Source organism: Novosphingobium umbonatum, from assembly GCF_004005905.1.
Classification (GTDB): domain Bacteria; phylum Pseudomonadota; class Alphaproteobacteria; order Sphingomonadales; family Sphingomonadaceae; genus Novosphingobium; species Novosphingobium umbonatum.
In genome coordinates this window covers 31,350-51,742 of the sequence record NZ_SACO01000015.1, presented here as the reverse complement: position 1 = coordinate 51,742, position 20,393 = coordinate 31,350, and the positions used below count along the sequence as shown (strand labels likewise).

The window sequence follows — 20,393 nt, the reverse complement described above, 5'->3', positions numbered from 1 at the left end:
TTTTACAAGGAATAGATCATGGCCGCCAAGGACGTGAAATTTGGTCGCGACGTACGCGAACGCATTCTTAAGGGCGTGGACACGCTCGCCGACGCCGTGAAGGTGACGCTGGGCCCCAAGGGCCGCAACGTGGTTATCGAAAAGAGCTTCGGCGCCCCCCGCATTACCAAGGACGGCGTGTCGGTTGCCAAGGAAATCGAACTGAAGGACAAGTTCGAAAACCTGGGCGCGCAGATGCTGCGTGAAGTGGCTTCTAAGTCGAACGACAAGGCTGGCGACGGCACCACCACCGCCACCGTGCTGGCTCAGGCCATTGTGCGCGAAGGCCTGAAGGCTGTTGCCGCTGGCATCAACCCGATGGACCTGAAGCGCGGCATCGACACCGCCGCTGCTGCTGTGGCCGCCGATCTGGCTGCCCGTTCCAAGCCGGTTGCTGACTCGGCCCAGATCGCCCAGGTTGGCATCATCTCGGCCAATGGCGACAAGGAAGTCGGCGAAAAGATCGCCGAAGCCATGGAAAAGGTCGGCAAGGAAGGCGTGATCACCGTCGAGGAAGCCAAGGGCCTCGAATTCGAACTCGATGTCGTCGAAGGCATGCAGTTCGACCGTGGTTACCTGTCGCCCTATTTCGTGACCAACCCCGAAAAGATGACCGTGGAACTGGATAACCCCTATATCCTGATCCATGAAAAGAAGCTGTCGAGCCTGCAGTCGCTGCTGCCGATCCTCGAAGCTGTGGTTCAGTCGGGCCGTCCCCTGCTGATCATCGCCGAAGACATCGAAGGCGAAGCGCTGGCTACCCTCGTGGTCAACAAGCTGCGCGGCGGTCTGAAGATCGCTGCGGTCAAGGCTCCTGGTTTCGGCGACCGCCGCAAGGCCATGCTGGGCGATATCGCCACGCTGACCGCCGGCGAAATGATTTCCGAAGATCTGGGCATCAAGCTGGAAACTGTTACCCTTGGCATGCTGGGTCAGGCCAAAAAGGTCACCATCGACAAGGACAACACCACCATCGTTGATGGTCTGGGTTCGGCCGAAGACATCAAGGGCCGCGTCGAGCAGATCAAGGCCCAGATCGAAATCACCACCAGCGACTATGACCGCGAAAAGCTGCAGGAACGTCTGGCGAAGCTCGCTGGCGGCGTGGCCGTGATCAAGGTTGGCGGTTCGACCGAAGTCGAAGTGAAGGAACGCAAGGATCGCGTTGACGATGCCCTGCACGCCACCCGCGCTGCGGTTGAAGAAGGCATCGTCCCCGGCGGCGGCACGGCTCTGCTCTATGCCACCAAGGCTCTGGACGGCCTGAAGGGCGCCAATGACGACCAGACCCGCGGTATCGACATCGTGCGCAAGGCGATCACCGCCCCCATCAAGCAGATCGCCGAAAACGCCGGTTTCGACGGCGTGCTGGTGGCTGGCAAGCTGCTCGACCAGTCGGACGAGACGCTGGGCTTCAACGCTGCGACCGATGTGTATGAAAACCTGCTGGCCGCTGGCGTGATCGACCCGACCAAGGTTGTGCGCACCGCCCTGCAGAACGCTTCGTCGGTGGCTGGCCTGCTGATCACCACCGAAGCCGGTATCGTGGAACGCGCCGAAGACAAGCCTGCCATGCCCGCGATGCCGGGCGGCGGCATGGGCGGCATGGACTTCTAAGTCCGGCCAACCGTCTTTGCACAAAAAGACCCGGGGAGAGCAATCTCCTCGGGTTTTTTCTTAGGTAATTCAGGCAGAAACGGCCCATTCTTCAATTTTGCCGCAAGCGCGGGGCGCTTCATCGGTTCGCACTGGTTTCTGCCGGAGCGGCGGGGTAACAGAAAATACAGGTTAACCCTTTACTCACACAGGCATGATGCTCCGGATTACACCATCCTTGGTTAGCGCTCTGGCGCTGTTGACGGCTGTGACGGCAGCGCCCGCTTTGGCGGGTGGCTCGCATGGTGTGGACAATGTGGAACAGGCCTTTGACCGCCTGTTCGGCAATCCCGTCGCTCCTGCAGGGGTGAAACGGGCCAAGCGCGTGGAAGCACCGGCAGAGCCCAAACAGGCCGCGCCACGTTTTGCCCAATCCGAACCGATTTCCGCCTTGCCGCCGCAATCGGCCGTGCCCTATTCGGCTCCCATCGCGCCCCAGCCCGCGCCGCGCATGGTGCAGGGCGGGTTTGAAACGCGTCTGGCCCATCTGGCCGATGCCTCCAATGGCCGTATCGGCGTGGCTGCGGTCGATCTGGGCAGCGGTCAGGGCGTGTCTGTTATGGGTGATCAACCCTTCCCGCTGGCCAGCACGGGCAAGATCGCGATTGTTGCCGCTTTCCTCGAAGGTGTGGATCAGGGCCGCTATCGCCTGAATGACCGCTATCCGCTGATGGTGCCGGTGCCCTCGCGCCGCCTGTCCACCGCTGTGGCGCCGGTGCGCCCCGGCGCGATGATGAGCGCGGAGCAATTGATCGAGCTGGCCATCACCCGCAGCGACAACCATGCTACCGACGCGCTGCTGGCCGCGATGGGCGGGCCGCAGGTGGTAACGCGCTGGCTGCGCCGTGTAGGCGTATCAGGCATCCGTCTGGACCGCGATATTGCCACGATGGTGCGCGATGATGGCGTGGTGGACCCTGCCCGCAGTATCGACCTGCGCGACAGCACCACGCCGCAGGCGATGGCTGTGTTGCTGGCTGGCCTCTATCAAGGCCAGTGGCTCAGCGCACAGAGCCGCGAAGTCCTGCTAGGCGCGATGCGCCGCTGCGTGACCGGTATTCACCGTATGAAGGCGCTGCTGCCCGATGATGCGTTGATCGGGCACAAGACGGGCACTTTGTCCAACACCTCCAGCGATGTGGGCCTGATCCGCACATCGGACGGGCGCACTTTGGCGGTGGCGATTTATGTGACCGGTCAGGGCGGCAAGCCGGGCCGCGAACAGCGGATCGCGGCGATTGCCCGCGCCTTGTATGAAAATTACCCCAATGGGGCCAAGGGTTTGGCGCTGAATACGGCCCGTTAAACCCGGGCCAAAATTCCCGCAAATCCCTGATTCGCATAGAAAAAGCGCCGGAGCGATTCGGCGCTTTTTCTATATCCGCCTTTCGCGCGCCTGCGTGCCGCGCACAAAAGGAAAGGCGCGCAGGAACTCGAAGTTCCCGCGCGCCTCGACCTAGATCTTTGCGCTTACGCGCGAAAGATTAGTTCGACGAAGCAGCCGAAGCAGCTTCGGTAGCAGCCGAATCGGCAACCGAAGCAGCCGAGTCAGCAGCCGAAGCGACTTCCGAAGCAGCCGAATCAACCGACGAAGCAGCTTCTTCGGTCTTCGAGCAGGCAGCCAGGCTCAGAGCGGCGCCAGCAACGGCAGCGGCGAAAATGATCTTGCGCATGTGTGTATCCTTGAACAGCGAGTGGACCACGCGCGACACATTCCACATGCGTGGCGCGCCGTGCGGAAAGCCTACCGCAGGAGTAGACTTCACCGCTCAAATAAACGGCTTGTTCACCCGATGCAAGTCCTAGCTGCATTTACCTGCACATCCTGTCGCATTTGCTTTGCCTTTCCGGCGATTGGCGGGGGCAAATTGCCCGCAACGCCCCGTTCAAGGCGGGGCATAAGTGCCCAAACCACGGCTTTTCCCGCAGGGCATATGCGCCTATGGAGGCCTTTATGGAAAAAAGGTCCCATCTCTATCTGGTCGATGGTTCGGCCTATATCTTTCGCGCCTATCACCGGCTGCCCCCCCTCACCAACCCGCAAGGCGTGCCGGTTGGCGCGGTTTTCGGCTATACCACCATGCTGTGGAAACTGGCCGAAGACCTGCACAAGGCCGATGGGCCGACCCATCTGGCGGTGATTCTCGACAAGGCGGGCAAATCGTTCCGCAACGATATTTATCCCGAATATAAAGCCAATCGCCCGCCCGCCCCTGAAGATCTCGTTCCGCAATTCCCCCTGATTCGCGATGCCACCCGCGCCTTTTCGCTGCCCGTGATCGAGGAAGGGGGGCTGGAAGCCGATGACCTGATCGCCTCCTATGCCCGCGCAGCCCAAGCGCAGGGCTGGGATGTCACCATCGTGTCCTCGGACAAGGATCTGATGCAGTTGATCGGCGTGGCCCAGAATGGCGCGCGGGTCGATATGCTGGACACGATGAAGAACGCCCGCATCTTCATTCCCGAAGTGGCCGATAAATTCGGCGTCACGCCCGACCGCGTGGGCGATGTGCTGGCCCTGATGGGCGATGCGGTGGATAATGTGCCCGGCATTCGCGGCATCGGCCCCAAAACCGCTACCAAGCTGATTGTCGAACATGGCGATCTGGAAAGCGCTCTGGCCGCCGCCCCCGCCATGAAGGCGGGCAAATTGCGCGAAAGCCTGATCGAACAGGCCGAGATGGCGCGGTTGAGCCGCGTGCTGGTGGCGCTGAAGGAAGATGCGCCCTTGCCGCTGCCGCTCGAAGCCTTTGCGCTGGGCGAGATCCCCAAGGAGCCTCTGGCCGATTTCCTGAGCGAACATGGCTTCACCAGCCTGTTGAAGCGGCTTGATGCGGGCCGTGGCAGCCCCGAGCGCCCGACCCAGCTGCATCCCGCCAAACCGGTGAATGCCAGCGCCCCCGCCGCGACAACCGGCTCGATCACCCCGCTCGCCCCCATGCCCCCCATCGACCATGGCGCCTATGCCTGCGTGCAAACGCTGGAAGCCTTGGACGCATGGATCGCCCGCGCCTTTGCCGCCCGCGTGGTAGCCTTTGACACCGAAACCAGCGCGCTGGACGCGATTGGCGCGGATCTGGTGGGGGTCAGTCTGGCGGTGGGGCCGAATCAGGCCTGCTATATCCCGCTGGGCCATCATGGCTCGGACATGTTTGACGAGGCGCCGCAGCAAATCGACCGCGCGGAAGCTCTCGCCCGTTTGAAGCCTTTGCTCGAATCGGATGCCGTTCTGAAAATTGGCCAGAATGCCAAATATGACCTCAACGTGCTGGCCCGCGCCTATAAGGATTTCGGGGGAATAGCCGTCAGCCCCATCGACGATACGATGGTGATGAGCTTTGACCTTGACGCTGGCCGCGGCGACGAAGGCATTGGGGGCGGTCATGGCATGGACGAGTTGGCCCAGCGCCACCTTGGCCACGCCTGCATCCCGTTCAAGGAGGTTTGCGGCACCGGCAAGAAAGCGATTAGTTTCGCCCAAGTGCCTTTGGACCGCGCCACGGCCTATGCCGCCGAAGATGCCGATGTCACCTGGCGCCTGCACCGCCTGTTCAAGCTGCGCCTGCCGCAAGAAGGCGCGACCCGCATCTATGAGCGCGTCGACCGCCCGCTGGTGGCCTGTGTGGCGCAAATGGAGCGCCACGGCATCAAGGTGGACCGTGAACGTCTGGCCGGCCTCTCCGCGCAATTTGCCGAAGCGATTGCCTCGCTGGAGGGCGAAATCCATGCTCTGGCAGGCGAGCCCTTCACCATCGGCAGCCCCAAGCAATTGGGCGAGGTGCTGTTTGACAAAATGGGCCTGAAGGGCGGCAAGAAGGGCAAGAGCGGCCAATATTCCACCGATGTCTCCGTGCTGGAAAAGCTGGAGGCCGAAGGCGTGCCCATCGCCCGCAAAGTGCTGGAATGGCGCCAGCTGGCCAAATTGCGCAGCACCTATACCGAGGCCTTGCAGGCCGCGATCAGCCCGATCACCGGGCGCGTTCATACCAGCTACAGTCTGGTAGGGGCACAAACGGGGCGTCTGTCATCGACGGAGCCCAATTTGCAGAACATCCCCATCCGCACCCCCATCGGGCGCCAGATCCGCGATTGTTTTGTGGCCGAGGAAGGCCATGTGCTGCTGGCCGCCGACTATAGCCAGATCGAGCTGCGCCTTGCCGCGCATATGGCCGATGTTCCCGCGCTGAGGGCCGCCTTTGCTGCGGGCGAGGATATTCACGCCGCCACCGCGCAGGAATTGTTCGGCGAGGTCAACCGCGAGACGCGCGGGCGGGCCAAGACGATCAATTTCGCCATCCTCTATGGCATCAGCCGCTGGGGCCTCGCCCCGCGTCTGGGCGTGACGGCGGAGGAAGCGCAGGCGATGATCGACACCTATTTCGCCCGCTTCCCCGGTATCCAGCGCTATATTCACGAAACGCTCGATGGCGTGCGGGAAAAGAGCTATTCTGAAACGCTGTTCGGCCGCAAATGCTGGTTCCCGCGCATCAATTCCAAAACGCAGGCCGAAAGGCAGGGCAGCGAGCGCGCCGCGATCAATGCCCCGATTCAGGGCACCTGCGCCGATATTATCAAGCGCGCCATGGTGCGCATGATGCCCGCGCTGCAGGCCGCTGGCCTTGGCCATGTGCGCATGTTGCTGCAGGTGCATGACGAATTGGTGTTCGAACTGCCCGAAGGTGACGTAGAGGCCGCGCGCAAGGTGATTGGCGAGGTGATGGCGCAGGCAGCTATGCCACTGGCGGACATCTCGGTGCCTCTGGGCGTGGAAATCGGCGTGGGCGCCAGCTGGGGGGCCGCGCATTGATCTCGCTGGATGCGGCGCGTCTGGGCAGCAAAATGCTGCGCAATTTCCAGAATGAAACGCTCGATGGTGACGCGCTGCCCAGCTTTGACGAGGTGATGCACTGGTCTGGCCGCGTCAGCCACGCCGCCATGGCGGCGGGTATTGGCATTGGCGTGGCTTTGCTGATCCATGGCGTAGCCTTCGCGCTGCTCAAACGCGTGGGACGCCGCAACCATAACCAGGCCGAATCGGTGGCCGCGCCCCAGCTTTACCACTCGGCCCGCTGGGCCATGGTGGCGGCGGGCGTCGCGGTGGCCGATTCGACCGATCGCCTGCTGGCCAAGCTATGGGGCGGGGTGCAGGGCTTTATCGTCCCTGCACTAACCGGCTGGGTGATTTATGCGCTGGTCAAAACCGGCGCCGAACTGCTCAGCCGCCGCGCCGAAACCTCCGGCGACGAAATGACCGCCCGCAGCCGCCGCACGCGAATCACCGTGCTGTCGCGCTCGATCGGCTTTGTGATCGTGTTCATCACGCTGGCGCTGATGCTGCTGGGCATACCGGCGGTGCGCCATGTGGGGGCGACGCTGATCGCATCGGCGGGCTTGATGGGCTTGGCGGTGGGTGCGGCGGCCCAACCTGCGCTCAAATCCTTGATCGCGGGGCTGCAAATCGCCCTGACCGAACCGATTCGCATGGGCGATGTGGTGGTGGTGGATGGCGAACAGGGGCGGGTGGAGGACATCCGCCTGTCCTATGTCGTGATCCGCACCGCCGACGAGCGGCGCCTGATCGTGCCCACGGTCAAATTCCTCGATTCCACCTTCCAGAACTGGACCCGCGTGGGCGGGATCGCTGGCCCCGTGGTGGTGCCGATCCGCCCCGGCTTTGCCATCGCCCCCCTGCGGGAGGCTTTTCACGCGGCTCTGGCCGCCTCGGCCCATTGGGATGGGCGTGTGGGCGAATTGGTGATGTCCGAGGCACGTGTCGGTTCGGTAGAGCTCAAAATGACCGTCAGCGCGGCCGACCCTTCCGTGCTGGGCACATTGCGGGCGGAGATTCGCGAGGCGATGCTGGAATGGCTGCGTGTAAACCAGCCTGATGCGCTTTGCATGGAACCCTAAGGCGCTTCACGCGTTCAACAGGCAAAAGAAAAGCCCGGCCGGAGCCGAGCTTTGGAAAGTTTGGGAGAGGATGCCTAAAAGGCCTCTTCCCTATGGGTAAGTTTGCTGCCGCGCGCAAGAGGATTTGAGCGCTTTTGATTGCAAATTGCGCGTTTTGACATGCAGAAACCGCAAGTGCAGAAGTTTTTGGCGCAACACCTAACCCATTTGGCTCCACACCAAAACAAGACAAAAAAAGGCCCAGTCGAGATCGACCGGGCCGTGGAAGTTTTGGGAGAGGATGCCTAAAAGGCCCGTCCTCTATGCGGATCGGACGCAACATGCGCAAATGCGGAAAAGGCATGGTAAGTTGCAAAAAGCGCACTGACGGCCGGGATTTAAATAAAACACTGGCTTTTCCGATGTTTAAACAAAACCCTCAGAAACATGCTTACCAATTTGATACGTATGCGAATACAAACGGCGCCGGTGAAAAATCACCAGCGCCGCCATCCTATCAGCGAATCGCAAGGCTCAATCGCCATATTGGCGATATAGCGCCAATTCACGAACCATTAATGCGCAAACAGTAGCGCAGGCCCGTCTTCCAATTCCAGAAAATAGCGCGTCACCCCGCCCATCAGGAATTCGCGCAAGCGGCTATGGCCAAAAGCGCCCATCACCAACAGGCTGGCCCGCACACGTGCCACACCTGCCGCCAAGGATTCCTCCACCGAACCCACGCGGGCAATAGTCTGCACCTCGGCCTTCACCCCATGGCGCGACAGATAGGTAACCGCATCCAAGGGCGGCAGCACACCGCTCTTGTCCTCCACCACCAGCACATGCACCTCTCCCGCCTGCTTCAACAGCGGCACCGATCCACGCAGAGCCGCCGCTGCCTCGTCAGAGCCATCCCAAGCCACCGCCACGCAATCGATGGGGAATTGCAACACCCGCCCACGCGGGGCCAGCAGGATCGGCGGCGTGCCCGCCACCGCCAGTTCCGACGCCAGTTCCGCCCCATGCGAGAGCACGACCAGATCGGCCAGACGCGAGGCCTCGACCAAGGCGTCGATCGGGTCCTCCTCGCCGCGCAGCACGTCGAAAGGCACATCCTCGCGGCGCATCTGCTCGGCCAGTTCGTCGGCATAGGCATCATCGCGGCTCACCGCCTCGCGCACGGCTTCGGCGGCCAGATAGCCCCCGCCGCCCATCGCATCCATGGCCAGAAAATTGGCCACCGGCGTGTCGACCAACAGGCTGACATGGCCTTCGACCGCGCGGGCAAGGCCCAAGGCGGTTTGCAGGCGGTTCTCCATTTCCTCTGAGCGATCGGCGTAAACCAGTATAGAGCGCATGGGTCGTCTCCCTGCTCGTGGTTGATCCAAAATCCGTCCGGACTCTGTTTACTCCCGCAGGGCGCATACTATCATGATCGAGGTCAAACCACACCGAAAAAGCCCATACGAAAAGGGCGGCAGCGCTGCCTGCGCCACCGCCCTTCGCGAATGAGACTTTCAGCCTTTATCAGGCCAGAGCCGCTTTCAACGCATCCACCAGATCGGTGCGTTCCCAAGGGAAGAACTCGCCTTCCGCCTTGCGGCCGAAATGGCCATAGGCGGCGCTGGGCTGATAGATCGGCTTGTTGAGGCCCAGACCCAGACGGATGCCCTTGGGCGTCAGGCCGCCCAGCTTTTCCTCGGCCACCTTGGCCACGGCTGCTTCCAGCGCGGCATCGTCCACCGTGCCTGTGCCTGCCGTATCGACATAGAGCGAGAGCGGGCGGGCCACGCCAATCGCATAGGACAGCTGGATCGTGCAGCGCGAGGCAAGGCCAGCGGCCACCACATTCTTGGCCAGATAGCGCGAGACATAGGCTGCGCTGCGGTCGACCTTGGTCGGGTCCTTGCCGCTGAAGGCGCCACCGCCATGGGGGGCCGCGCCGCCGTAAGTGTCCACAATGATCTTGCGGCCGGTCAGGCCAGCGTCACCATCGGGGCCACCGATTTCAAAGCTGCCGGTGGGGTTGATGTGCCATGCCGTAGCGTCCGACAGGAAGCCCTCGGGCAGGATTTCATCCACCACGCGCTTCACATAGGCGTGCAGTTCGGCCTCGCCCGCGCCCGTGTCATAGCCCGCCTTGTGCTGGGTGGAAACGACGATGGCGGTGGCCGCCACCGGCTTGCCATCCACATAGCGCAAGGTCACCTGGCTCTTGGCATCAGGCTCCAGGAAAGGCGCTGCGCCCGAATGGCGGTCGGCGGCCAGACGTTCCAGAATCTTGTGGCTGTAATAGAGCGTGGCGGGCATCAGATCGGGGGTTTCATCGGTGGCAAAACCAAACATGATGCCCTGATCGCCTGCGCCCTCGTCCTTGTTGTCGCCCGCATCCACGCCTTGGGCGATATGCTGCGACTGGCCATGCAGGTTGTTTTCAAAGCGGAAGCTTTCCCAATGGAATCCATCCTGCTCATAACCGATCCGCTTGACCGTGGCGCGCACCACGGCCTCGATCTCTTCCTTGGCGCCTGCGGCCCAAGCGCCATTTTCATACACGCCCTTGCAGCGGATTTCGCCTGCCAGCACCACCAATTGCGTGGTGGTCAGCGTTTCGCAGGCGATGCGCGCCTCGGGATCTTTGGACAGGAACAGGTCAACAATGGCATCGGAGATCTGGTCCGCCACCTTGTCGGGATGGCCTTCCGAAACGCTTTCAGAGGTGAAAAGATAGTCACTGCGCCTAAAGTCGGACATCGTTGCCTGCCATATAAAGGTTTCTTTATGTGGGCAGCTCAATAGCCTTCGCGGCGGCGCAAAGCAAGCGCGGCGAGGGCAAGAAGAAAAACAGCCACCCCAAGCGGAAGTATGTTGCCCGCCCGCGCAAACAGGGTGGGCGGCAGGGCGGCGGGCACCAGCCCGTCAAAGCGCGCCGCCGTATCGCGCGGAGCGGCTTGGCGCACAATGCCATGGGCATCGACCACCGCGCTGACCCCGTTGGTGGTGGAGCGCAGCACCGGCAGGCCTTCCTCGATCGCGCGCAAACGCGCCTGCGCCAGATGCTGCGGCGGGCCCCAAGCGCCAAACCAGCCATCATTGGAAGGGTTGACGATATAATCGGCGCGCAAGCTGCGGTCGGTCACCTCGCCGGAAAAGACGATTTCATAGCAAATCTGCATCCCCGCCTTGCCCAGCGGGCCAAGATCCACGGTGCGCGGGCCTTTGCCAGCGCGGAAATCGAAATCGCCCGGAATGACGCGTTCCAACCCCAAGGGTTTCAGGAAAGACCGCCCCGGCAAATATTCGCCAAAGGGCACCAGATGTGCCTTGGCATAGGAATCGAGCACCCGCCCCTTGCTATCCAGCGCCATGATCACATTGCGCCCGCCCACGGCATTGGTGCCCTGAAAATCCAGCTCCACCGTGCCCGACAGCAGCAAGCCGCCATCGCCAATCGCCCGCGCCAATCGCCAGCGGGCCATGGATGGATCGCCCGCAAACGTGTCCTGATAATACCACCAAGGGTAACCATCGCGCACATAGTCCGGCACGCCGCTTTCGGGCCACAGAACCAGACGGGGCTGCCCCAAACGGTAACTGGCCGAAGCCATCGGGCGGGATAGTTGGGCCGAGGCCTGATATTGCGCGTTATAATGCGCGGGATCATCCAGATCCTGCTGGGCAATATTGGGCTGGATCAGCGTATAGGGAATGGCGCTGGGAACTTCCGCCGGTGCAGGCCAAGCCATGCCCCCCGCTATCAGAGCGCAAGGGGCCAAGACCAACGCCGCGCCCTGCCCACGCCGCTGCGGCCACAGAGCAACCCCCTCCTGCGCCGCCGCCGCCAACCCCGCCATCAGGCCCGACAGACCATAGGTGCCCAGCCAAGGCGCCAAAGCCGCCAGCCCCGCATGACCATCATCACCCAGCAGCGCCACGCCCAAAGGGTTCCATGGAAAGCCGGTGAAGACAAAGCCCCGCGCCATTTCCGCCAAGGTCCATGCACCGGCAAAACCCAGAATCCGCGACGGGCCGCGCCCCCGCAGGAACCACAAGCCCAGAGCTGCCAAAGCCGGATAAATCGCCAGATACAGCGCCAGCAGGAACACGCCCACCCCGCCCAGCCATGCCGGCATCTTGGCCTGATAGGTAAAGGCCGTGGCGATCCATGCATTGCCCGCCACAAAATGGCCAACACCCCACAGCCAGCCTGCGGCCAACCCCAAGCGCCAACTCGGTGCCCGCACCACGATGCCGACCAGCGCGCCCACGCCCAGCAAGCTGGCCCACCACCAGCCCAAAGGCGCAAAGCCCAAAGCCGCCAGCGCGCCACAAACGACAAGCGCCGCTGCGTGCCACCGCCATGTTTTGACAAACAGGGCGACATGGCGCGCGCGGCGCTTGGTGTTTTCAATCAGAGCCATGGCAGGCTCTTAGCGGGCAACAGCCAAGCCGTCACCCATAAGACTTCAGCCTTCGCTGGCCTCGCCCGCTTCCACCGCAGGCTTGGCCGTGCGGCGGGTGCGGCGCTTGGGCGCGGGGGCGGCTTCTGCCTCCACCGCGACCGGCGCGGCTTCTACCACCGGTGCGGGCGATACGACCGCCTCGGGTTCGGCCGGACGGCTGATCCCGATGGCGGGCGGCAGCGCTGCTTCAAGCCCCGAACCATCGGCCATGGGGGCAGCACGCGGTGCGCGCGGAGCACGGGGTTCGCGGCGGGGACGACGTTCCTCACGCGGCGCGGCCTCCTCGCGAGGGGCCACATCCTCACGCGGGGCGGCATATTCGCCCGAAGCGCGTTCCTCACGGGGAGCGCGTTCCTCACGCGGCATACGCTCTTCACGCGGCATACGGGGCGCACGATCATCACGCGATTCGCGGCGGGGGCGCATACCGCGCGGGCCACGGCTTTCACGCAGGAAAGGATTTTCGGGCGGCTCGTAAGGGTTGGGCGCCTCGGCTGCTACGCCTTCACCTTCGACAGCGGCTTCCTCACGCAGTGGGGCTTCCTCACGGCGGCGGTTATCCTGACGATAATCCCCCCGATTGTCACGAGGTGCGCGATCTTCACGCTGCGGACGATCTTCACGCTGCGGACGATCTTCACGCTGCGGGCGATCTTCGCGTTCGCGGCGGGTATAGACCGGCGGCGCATCGAACGAGGGGAAATCGCTTTCCACGGTGAAATCACCGCTATCATCGCTTTCCTCACGCGGGCCATCACCATTTTCCTGCCAGCGTTCATCACGGCGGGCACGGGCCTCTTCCTGACGCAGGCGCTGGTCGGCGATCACGCGGAAATAATGGTCGGCAAATTGCAGATAATATTCGGCCTGCACGCGGTCGCCATTCAAATGGGCATCCTGCGCCAGCTTGCGATATTTCTCCAGCATTTGCGGAGCATTGCCACGGGCGCGGCTATCGATCCGGTTGACTTGCTGTCCGCCGTTCTGGGGCCGGCCGGTATTGCCGCGGCCGCGACGACGGTTATTCCCACGATTGTTATTCAAGGGTGAGTATTCCTTAACCCCGGATCGCCGCTCGACACCCTGTCGGCAGACGGACCACTCTTACCTTCCCGCAGCGGCCCTGTTGCACCAGAGCCGTCGACCCCACTTTTGCCCAAAACCACTTTGCAGTGTCGGGGGCGACTTGCATCGACCACCGGGCAAGAATGCTGGAGGAAACCGACCAGAGGGGAAGTTGGGCATCCCTCGGCGGTCCTGAAAATCAATTACGGGGCATAACGGCAAAAGCCAAGAGAAATATTAAGCCGTCCTTACGGAAACTGGGGAAATTGGCGGCGAGAAAGCAACAAAGCGCGCGCCCGTCCGGCCAAATCACGGAAAAGTTGCGCATCCATGCCCGCTTGTCCGGCAATTTGCGCGACAGGCCCGGCCTGTTGATGGCCGATTTCCACCACCGCTACGCCCGCAGGCGTCAACAAATCGAGCAATTGCGGCAACAGACAAGCGTAATCATCCAGCCCTTGGCGTCCGGCAAACAGCGCGCTGGCCGGTTCATAATCGCGCACGCTGGGGGATAGATCGGCATCTTCCTCCACATAGGGCGGGTTGGACAGGATGAGATCAAACCGCCCCAGCCCATCGGCCCAGCCAGCCTGCGTCCAGTCGCCCGCCTGCATCGTAGCCCGCCCATCCAGTCCCAACGCCGCCGCATTCTCCCGCGCCACCGCCAGTGCGCCCGCGCTGCGTTCGATACCGATGCCCTGCGCTTGGGGCCGCTCATGCAGCACCGCCAGCAACAGCGCGCCGGTGCCCGTGCCACAGTCCAGCACGCGTGCGGGCGCGGGACAGGCATCGAGCGCGGCTTCCACAATCGTTTCGCTATCCCCGCGCGGGATCAGCGTGTCGGGCGTCACCTTGAAGGGCAGGCCCCAGAATTCCTGAACGCCGGTAACATAGGCCACCGGTTCCTGCGCGGCGCGACGCTCGACCATGGCGGCGAAACCTTCGGGAACGGCGTCCCCCATGCGCGAGAGGAGCAGGCTGCTGCGGCTGCAACCCAGCGCATGGGCCATCAACACTTCAGCATCCAAACGGGCCGTGTCGCTGGTGGGGGCAAGGCGCTGCGTGGCCGCCACCAGCGCCTGCGCGACCTTACTCACCTAAGGCCGCCAGCCTTTTGGCCTGATCCTCGGCGATCAGCGCATCGACCAATTCGCCAAGGCCCGGCCCCGCCAGCACTTCGGGCAGGCGGTGCAGGGTCAGATTGATGCGGTGGTCGGTCACGCGGCCCTGCGGGAAATTATAGGTGCGGATGCGTTCGGACCGGTCCCCGCTGCCCACCATGGCGCGGCGGGCCTCGGCCTCCGCCCCCTGAGCCTCATCGCGCATTTTTTCATAGAGGCGCGCGCGCAAGACCTGCATCGCCTTGGCCTTGTTCTTGTGCTGGCTGCGCTCGTCTTGGCAAATCACCACCAGACCGGTAGGCAAATGGGTGATACGCACCGCCGAATCGGTGGTGTTCACATGCTGCCCGCCCGCGCCGCTGGCGCGATAGATGTCGATCTTGAGGTCATTAGCCTCGATCTGCACATCCACCTCGTCCGGCTCGGGCAGCACCGCCACCGTGGCCGCGCTGGTATGGATGCGCCCGCCGCTTTCGGTCACGGGCACGCGCTGCACGCGATGCACCCCGCTTTCAAATTTCAGTTTGGCGAAAACCCCCTGCCCCGCGACATTGGCCACCACTTCTTTAAAGCCGCCCACTTCGCTGGCATTGGCGCTGACCATTTCCACCCGCCAGCCCTGTTCGGCGGCAAAGCGTTCATACATGCGATAGAGGTCTGCGGCGAAAAGCGCGGCCTCGTCCCCGCCGGTGCCCGCGCGGATTTCCAGCATGGCGGGGCGGCTGTCCGCCGTGTCACGCGGCAGCATGGCGATGGAGAGCGCCCGCTCGGCCTCGGGCAAGGCCAGTTTCAGCCGCGCCAGTTCCTCCTCGGCCAGTTCGCGCATGTCCGGATCATCCAGCTCCAGCAGCTCGGCCTGTTCGCGGCGCATGGAGACGACCTGCGCGGCGATACGGGCGACCGGCTCCAGCTCGGCATAATCGCGGCTGGCGGCCACAAAATCGGCACCCTCCAGCGTGCCGGAGGCAAGGCGCGCCTCCAACTCGGCAAAGCGGTGGGTGATCTGCCCCAGACGGGCATCGGTCATGGTCATGCTTTTATGAAGTGATCCAAAATGGCCTGCACCTCCGCCATTTTGGGGTATAGCGCTTCATCACATTTAAAGCCGTTTACATATTGCTGGTCGCGAAAATCTAACGAAACAATAGTGTGCGGCTGCGTCTTCTGGGCCTTGTCATAGCGTTTGCGAGGGCTACCGGTTACAAAAGCTTCAGCCGAAAAGCCGGCTCGGCGATAGGCTGCTACCAGAACGCTGGCGTCAACCTCACGCTCTCGGCTTTCAGCAACCACCGCGACATCCGATCGGTCATACGGTAGTTCACCCACCAACATCGCCAGTCGCTCAATCCCCGCAGCCCAGCCCACGGCGGGGGTGGCAGGGCCGCCCAGCGACTCCATCAGGCCATCATAGCGCCCGCCGCCCAGCACGGTGCCCTGCGCGCCCAGACGGGTGGTGACAAATTCAAAGGCGGTGTGGCGGTAATAATCAAGGCCGCGCACCAGCGCACCATTGCGTTCCCATGCTACGCCCGCCGCATCCAGCCCGCTGGTGACGGCGGCAAAGAAGTCCTGCGCCTCTGCGTTCAGGAAATCGTCGATGCGCGGGGCATCGGCCACAAAAACCTTGTCGCGCGGGTCCTTGCTGTCCAAAATCCGCAAAGGGTTCTTTTCCAGCCGCTCCTGCGAATCTTCCGAAAGATCAGCCTTCACCGCGCGGAAATATTCAATCAGCGCCGCGCGCCATGCCTCACGGCTTTCCGCATCGCCCAGCGTATTGAGCGTCAGCGTCACCCCATCGGCAATGCCCAGTTCCTTCAACAACTGGTCGGCCATCACCAGCAATTCGACATCCACCGTGGGCTCGGCCGCACCGATAATCTCGGCGTCAATCTGGTGGAACTGGCGATAGCGGCCCTTTTGCGGGCGCTCGTAACGGAACAAAGGCCCATGCGTAGCCAGCTTCACCGGCGCATATTGGCGCCAGCCATTGGTGATATAGGCCCGCGCCAGCCCTGCGGTAAATTCGGGGCGCAGGGTCAGCGATTCCCCGCCGCGATCCTCGAAAGAATACATTTCCTTCGACACCACATCGGTCGTCTCGCCAAGGCTGCGGCTGAACACGGCGGTTTTTTCAAACACCGGCATTTCCACGCGGCGGAAACGGTACAGACGGCGCACGCGCTCGAAAGTTTCCACCACATGGGCAAAGGCATCGGCATCGGGGCCAAAGATGTCCTGTGTGCCGCGAATGGCCTGCGGAGTCTCGATACGGGTGGTGTTTTCGCTCTTGCTCATGGCGCGCCTGTTAGCCGCCGCCCCCATTGGCTGCAAGAGGCCAGTGGAGCGCGGCAAAAGCGCCCTACTGACAATAGCGTCAATAACGTATGTCCGACATATTGCAGAGCGCCCCGCTTCGCGTCATGAAGTGTGCCCATGAACAAAATCATGCTGAAAACCTCGCTCCGCAGCACGGCCGCTCTGGCGCTGGCCGCCCTGTCCCTTTCCACCGCTCATGCTGAACGCTCGATGCCGATGGCCCAGCCTGTGCCGCACAATGTGCCCGATGCGCAGGACAAGCCCTATCCGGGCGTGATCACGCTGGATATTGACGCCAGCGATACCGCGCGCGGCGTCTATCGCGTGGTCGAAACCGTGCCGGTGGCGGCGGGGGCCACGCGGCTGACTTTGCAGCTGCCCCAATGGATTCCGGGCCATCACAGCCCCAGCGGCACGATCGACCAGTTGAACGACGTCCGCTTCTTCATCGATGGCAAGCCGGTGAAATGGTGGCGCGATCCGGTGGAAATCTTTGCCTTCCACATCGATCTGCCCGCAGGCACCAAGGAAGTGGTGGCCAAATTCGTCCACACCTCGCCCGTGGCAGGCGGCGAAGGGCGCATTTCGATGACGCAGGAAATGCTCAACCTGCAATGGGACCGCATGAGCCTTTATCCCGCAGGCCATTACACCCGCCAGATCAAGTTCAAGCCCACCGTCACTTTCCCCAAGGGCTGGGAAGTGGCCACGGCCCTGGATGGCAAGAAGGTGGACGGGCAGAAGGTGACGTGGGACGTCATCGATTATGAGGCTTTGGTCGATTCGCCGATCTTTGCCGGCGCTTATTTCAAGCGGTTCGACCTTGGGCGTGGCGTGGCAATGAATGCCGTGGCCGACAAGGCGGAATTGCTGGCAATCAAGCCCGAACATCTCGACAGCTACAAGGCGCTGGTCGAAGAGGCTTGGGCCACTTTCGGCGCCCAGCATTTCGACCATTACGACTTCCTGCTGGCGCTGACCGACCGCATGGGCGGCATCGGGCTGGAGCATCACCGCTCCAGCGAAAACGCGATGATGCCCAAAAGCTGGACCGAGTGGAAAGAGCATGACTTTGCCCGCAATGTGATCAGCCACGAATATAGCCACAGTTGGGACGGCAAGTTCCGCCGCTCGGCGCAATTGTGGACGCCCGATTTCCGCGAACCGATGCGCGACAATCTGCTGTGGGTCTATGAAGGCCAGACCCAGTTCTGGGGCTATGTGCTGGCCGCGCGTTCGGGCATCCAGAGCAAGGAAGCCATTCTGGGCGCCTTTGCCAGCAATGCGGGCATGTTCACCCAATGGCCGGGCCGCGAATGGCGCAGCGTGGAGGACACCACCTTTGACCCGATCATCTCGGGCCGCCGCCCCAAGCCCTATGCCAGCATCAACCGCAATGAAGACTATTATGTCGAAGGCGCGCTGATGTGGCTGGAGGTGGACCAGATCATCCGCGAAGGCACCAAGGGCGCCAAAGGTCTGGACGATTTCGCCAAGGCCTTCTTTGGCATCAAGAATGGCGATTGGGGCGAGGTGACTTATGACTTTGCCGAAGTGGCCAAGACGCTCAACGGCATTTACGCCTATGACTGGGCCACTTTCCTGGACACCCATATGAACCAGCCCGGTCAGCCGGTGCCGCTGGGCGGGATTGAAAAGGGCGGTTACAAGCTGGTGTGGAAAGACACGCCCAACCCCTATGACAAGGGCCGCTTTGCCGCGGGCAAGTCGCTGGTGCTGACCCATTCGCTGGGCGTGACTATCGACCGTGAGGGCAAGGTCACCTCCACCCGTTGGGACAGCCCCGCTTTCAACGCTGCCCTTGTGACGGGGGTAAAGATCCTGTCGGTCAATGGCAGCGCCTATGGCGAGGATGCGATGAAGGCCGCGATCACCGCCGCCAAGGGCAATGACAAGCCGATCACCCTGATCACCCAGCGCGGCGACAAGGTGAGCACGATCAACATCGATTATCACGATGGTCTGCGCTATCCTTGGCTGGAAAAGCAGGGCGATGCGAAAAGCGTGGCCGGTCTGGACCTGTTGCTGGCGCCCAAAAGGCTGGCGGCCAATGCAGGCGGGGCCAAAGCCAAGGGTAAATAACCGGACGTGAACAATCATCGCCAAGCGGATCGGCAGCAAAGCTGGATCCTGCCCACCCGTTTTGCCTTGTTTCTACTGGCGGGCGGCTTGGCGATGGCCTGTTTCGGTTTGGGGGGCCTGCGCTGGGGCCAAGCGGTGCTGGTCGGTTTCGATCTGGCGGCGCTGGGTTTTCTCGCCTCGCTGGCCCCCTTTGCCCGCGACAGCAGCGCCGCACAGGTGCGCCGCCATGCGCGGGAGAATGATACCAACCGGCTTGCCGTGCTGATCATCACCAGCGTGGTCATGCTGGTGATTGTTACCGCGCTGCTGGTCGATCTGCCCTTCGCCCGCGCGGCGCAAGGGGTGGAGCGCAAGCTGCAGCTGGCATTGGTTCTGGGCAGCCTGTTGGTCGCATGGGGCTTTACCACCGCGATCTACACGCTGCATTACGCCCATCTCTGTTACCGCGAAAACTCCACTGGCGGCCTAGTCTTTCCCGCCGAGGCCGAGAGTGGCGCGCCCGATTTCTGGGATTTCGCCTATTTCGCCGCCACGGTCAGCATGGCCTTTGCCACTTCCGACATTGCCATCACCAGCCGCGCCATCCGCCGCACTTGCATGGTGCATGGGGTGGCGGCCTTCTTTTACAATCTGATCGTGCTGGCTTTCACCATCAATGTCACCGCTGGCGGTTGATTGGCAGGCTAGTGCCGCTGAAAAGCTTACGACTTTGGCCCGGTTGCAATCATCCCTAGGCGCGGCTAGGGCCTGATCCGCAGATTCTGCGCGGCATTGGCAATGGGCTGTGCCGCACTCACAAATAAAGACGGTGCCATGGACATCAGCAAAATTTCTGTCGGCAAGAACCCGCCCGAGAGCCTGAACGTCATTATCGAAGTGGCTGCCGGCGGCGAGCCGGTGAAGTATGAATTCGACAAGGATGCCGGCGCGCTGTTCGTGGACCGCATCCTGCACACGCCGATGCGCTATCCCGCCAACTATGGCTTTGTGCCCCACACGCTCTCGCCCGATGGCGACCCGCTGGACGCGCTGGTCATCTCGCTCTGGCCGTTTGTGCCCGGTTCGGTGGTGCGCGCCCGCCCCATCGCCGTGCTCAATCTGGAAGACGAAGCCGGCGGCGATGAAAAGCTGCTCTGCGTGCCCGACGACAAGACCTTCCCCTATTATTCCAACGTGAAGGAAAAGGAAGATCTGCCCGCGATCATCGCCCAGCAGGTCGAACATTTCTTCACCCACTATAAGGATCTGGAAAAGACCAAGTGGGTGCGCGTGGGCGAATGGGGCAATGCCGAAGCCGCCCGCACCATCGTGCTGGAAGCCATCGAGCGCTATCAGGCTGGCGAATAAGCCTTTTGCTTTTTGAGCTAGGAAAAGGGCGGGGAGTTTCTCTCCGCCCTTTTTTGTTTGTGGGCGGTTGGTGTTTTTGCCTCCGGCGGGCGTTTTATGCCTCCGGCGGGCAAAGGGACTCGTCCCTTTGCAATCCCGATAATGGACTGCGCTATGGGCTTGGCGTTGTGTTTGGCTGTGGCGTAGAGACAGGTAAACCGCTTCGCGGGAAGAAAAGAGACGTTCTGGATGCTGTGCCAAAATAGCCGTCGCCGGTATGGCAGCAAGCGCTCCTTCACGGACATCGACAGGATAACCCAAACTCTCTAATGCTGATATGGTCGTATTTCAGGGAACTTGAGAATGCGCCTGTTACGTTGGATTTGGAACGCGCAGATTTCGACGAAAGCAA

The 20,393-nt window shown here is 62.4% G+C and carries 16 protein-coding genes; 8 read left to right on the top strand and 8 right to left on the bottom strand.

Going from position 1 to position 20,393, the window contains the following annotated elements:
• The first annotated feature begins 18 nt into the window (after positions 1-18).
• Both groL and EOE18_RS15860 read left to right on the top strand, forming a co-directional pair.
• Positions 19-1,656 carry a chaperonin GroEL gene (gene groL, locus EOE18_RS15865; RefSeq protein ID WP_127711305.1) on the top strand — a complete coding sequence of 546 codons (1,638 nt, stop codon included), beginning with the start codon at positions 19-21 and terminating at the stop codon, positions 1,654-1,656.
• A 217-nt stretch (positions 1,657-1,873) separates the two neighbouring features.
• A complete protein-coding gene (locus EOE18_RS15860) occupies positions 1,874-3,001 on the top strand; it encodes a serine hydrolase (protein WP_246027486.1) in 1,128 nt (375 codons plus the stop codon).
• 178 nt (positions 3,002-3,179) lie between these two features.
• Here EOE18_RS15860 and EOE18_RS15855 read toward each other — a convergent pair whose 3' ends face one another.
• On the bottom strand, positions 3,180-3,368 hold the full coding sequence (locus tag EOE18_RS15855) for a hypothetical protein (RefSeq protein WP_127711303.1): 189 nt from the start codon (positions 3,366-3,368) through the stop codon (positions 3,180-3,182).
• A gap of 281 nt (positions 3,369-3,649) precedes the next feature.
• On the opposite strand from EOE18_RS15855, the gene polA reads away from it, so the two are divergent.
• From polA to EOE18_RS15840, 3 genes are all read left to right on the top strand, one after another.
• Positions 3,650-6,502 (top strand): DNA polymerase I, encoded by a 2,853-nt coding sequence (gene polA, locus EOE18_RS15850; protein WP_127711301.1) that lies wholly within the window; start codon positions 3,650-3,652, stop codon positions 6,500-6,502.
• A complete protein-coding gene (locus EOE18_RS15845) occupies positions 6,499-7,605 on the top strand; it encodes a mechanosensitive ion channel family protein (RefSeq protein ID WP_127711299.1) in 1,107 nt (368 codons plus the stop codon). Before polA ends, EOE18_RS15845 begins: the two co-directional genes overlap by 4 nt.
• Positions 7,606-7,907: 302 nt before the next feature.
• A complete protein-coding gene (locus EOE18_RS15840) occupies positions 7,908-8,177 on the top strand; it encodes a hypothetical protein (protein ID WP_127711297.1) in 270 nt (89 codons plus the stop codon).
• Here the strand turns inward: EOE18_RS15840 and EOE18_RS15835 are convergent.
• The 7 genes from EOE18_RS15835 to hisS all read right to left on the bottom strand — a co-directional run bounded on the left by EOE18_RS15835 (position 8,160) and on the right by hisS (position 16,531).
• Positions 8,160-8,945: a universal stress protein gene (locus tag EOE18_RS15835; RefSeq protein ID WP_127711295.1), complete on the bottom strand. Its 786-nt coding sequence runs from the start codon at positions 8,943-8,945 to the stop codon at positions 8,160-8,162. The two genes, EOE18_RS15840 and EOE18_RS15835, sit on opposite strands and share 18 nt — an antisense overlap.
• Positions 8,946-9,114: 169 nt before the next feature.
• Positions 9,115-10,341, bottom strand: coding sequence for a methionine adenosyltransferase (gene metK, locus EOE18_RS15830; protein WP_127711293.1), 1,227 nt, complete (start codon positions 10,339-10,341; stop codon positions 9,115-9,117).
• 38 nt (positions 10,342-10,379) lie between these two features.
• A complete protein-coding gene (gene lnt, locus EOE18_RS15825; RefSeq protein WP_127711291.1) occupies positions 10,380-12,008 on the bottom strand; it encodes an apolipoprotein N-acyltransferase in 1,629 nt (542 codons plus the stop codon).
• 45 nt (positions 12,009-12,053) lie between these two features.
• Complete coding sequence (locus EOE18_RS15820; protein WP_127711289.1) at positions 12,054-13,094, bottom strand: DUF4167 domain-containing protein; 1,041 nt, start codon at positions 13,092-13,094, stop codon at positions 12,054-12,056.
• A 269-nt stretch (positions 13,095-13,363) separates the two neighbouring features.
• A complete protein-coding gene (gene prmC, locus EOE18_RS15815) occupies positions 13,364-14,212 on the bottom strand; it encodes a peptide chain release factor N(5)-glutamine methyltransferase (RefSeq protein WP_127711287.1) in 849 nt (282 codons plus the stop codon).
• A complete protein-coding gene (prfA, locus tag EOE18_RS15810; RefSeq protein ID WP_127711285.1) occupies positions 14,205-15,269 on the bottom strand; it encodes a peptide chain release factor 1 in 1,065 nt (354 codons plus the stop codon). The genes prmC and prfA overlap by 8 nt, the downstream gene beginning before the upstream one ends.
• Entirely contained in the window at positions 15,266-16,531 is a 1,266-nt protein-coding gene (hisS, locus tag EOE18_RS15805) for a histidine--tRNA ligase (protein WP_127711284.1), read from the bottom strand. The genes prfA and hisS overlap by 4 nt, the downstream gene beginning before the upstream one ends.
• Positions 16,532-16,669: 138 nt before the next feature.
• Between hisS and EOE18_RS15800 the strand changes: the two genes are divergently transcribed.
• The 3 genes from EOE18_RS15800 to ppa all read left to right on the top strand — a co-directional run bounded on the left by EOE18_RS15800 (position 16,670) and on the right by ppa (position 20,002).
• Positions 16,670-18,655 (top strand): M61 family metallopeptidase, encoded by a 1,986-nt coding sequence (locus EOE18_RS15800; protein WP_246027485.1) that lies wholly within the window; start codon positions 16,670-16,672, stop codon positions 18,653-18,655.
• A 6-nt stretch (positions 18,656-18,661) separates the two neighbouring features.
• Entirely contained in the window at positions 18,662-19,330 is a 669-nt protein-coding gene (locus EOE18_RS15795) for a DUF1345 domain-containing protein (RefSeq protein WP_246027484.1), read from the top strand.
• A gap of 138 nt (positions 19,331-19,468) precedes the next feature.
• Positions 19,469-20,002, top strand: a complete 534-nt coding sequence (gene ppa, locus EOE18_RS15790) for an inorganic diphosphatase (protein WP_127711283.1) — start codon at positions 19,469-19,471, stop codon at positions 20,000-20,002.
• Positions 20,003-20,393 lie beyond the last annotated feature (391 nt).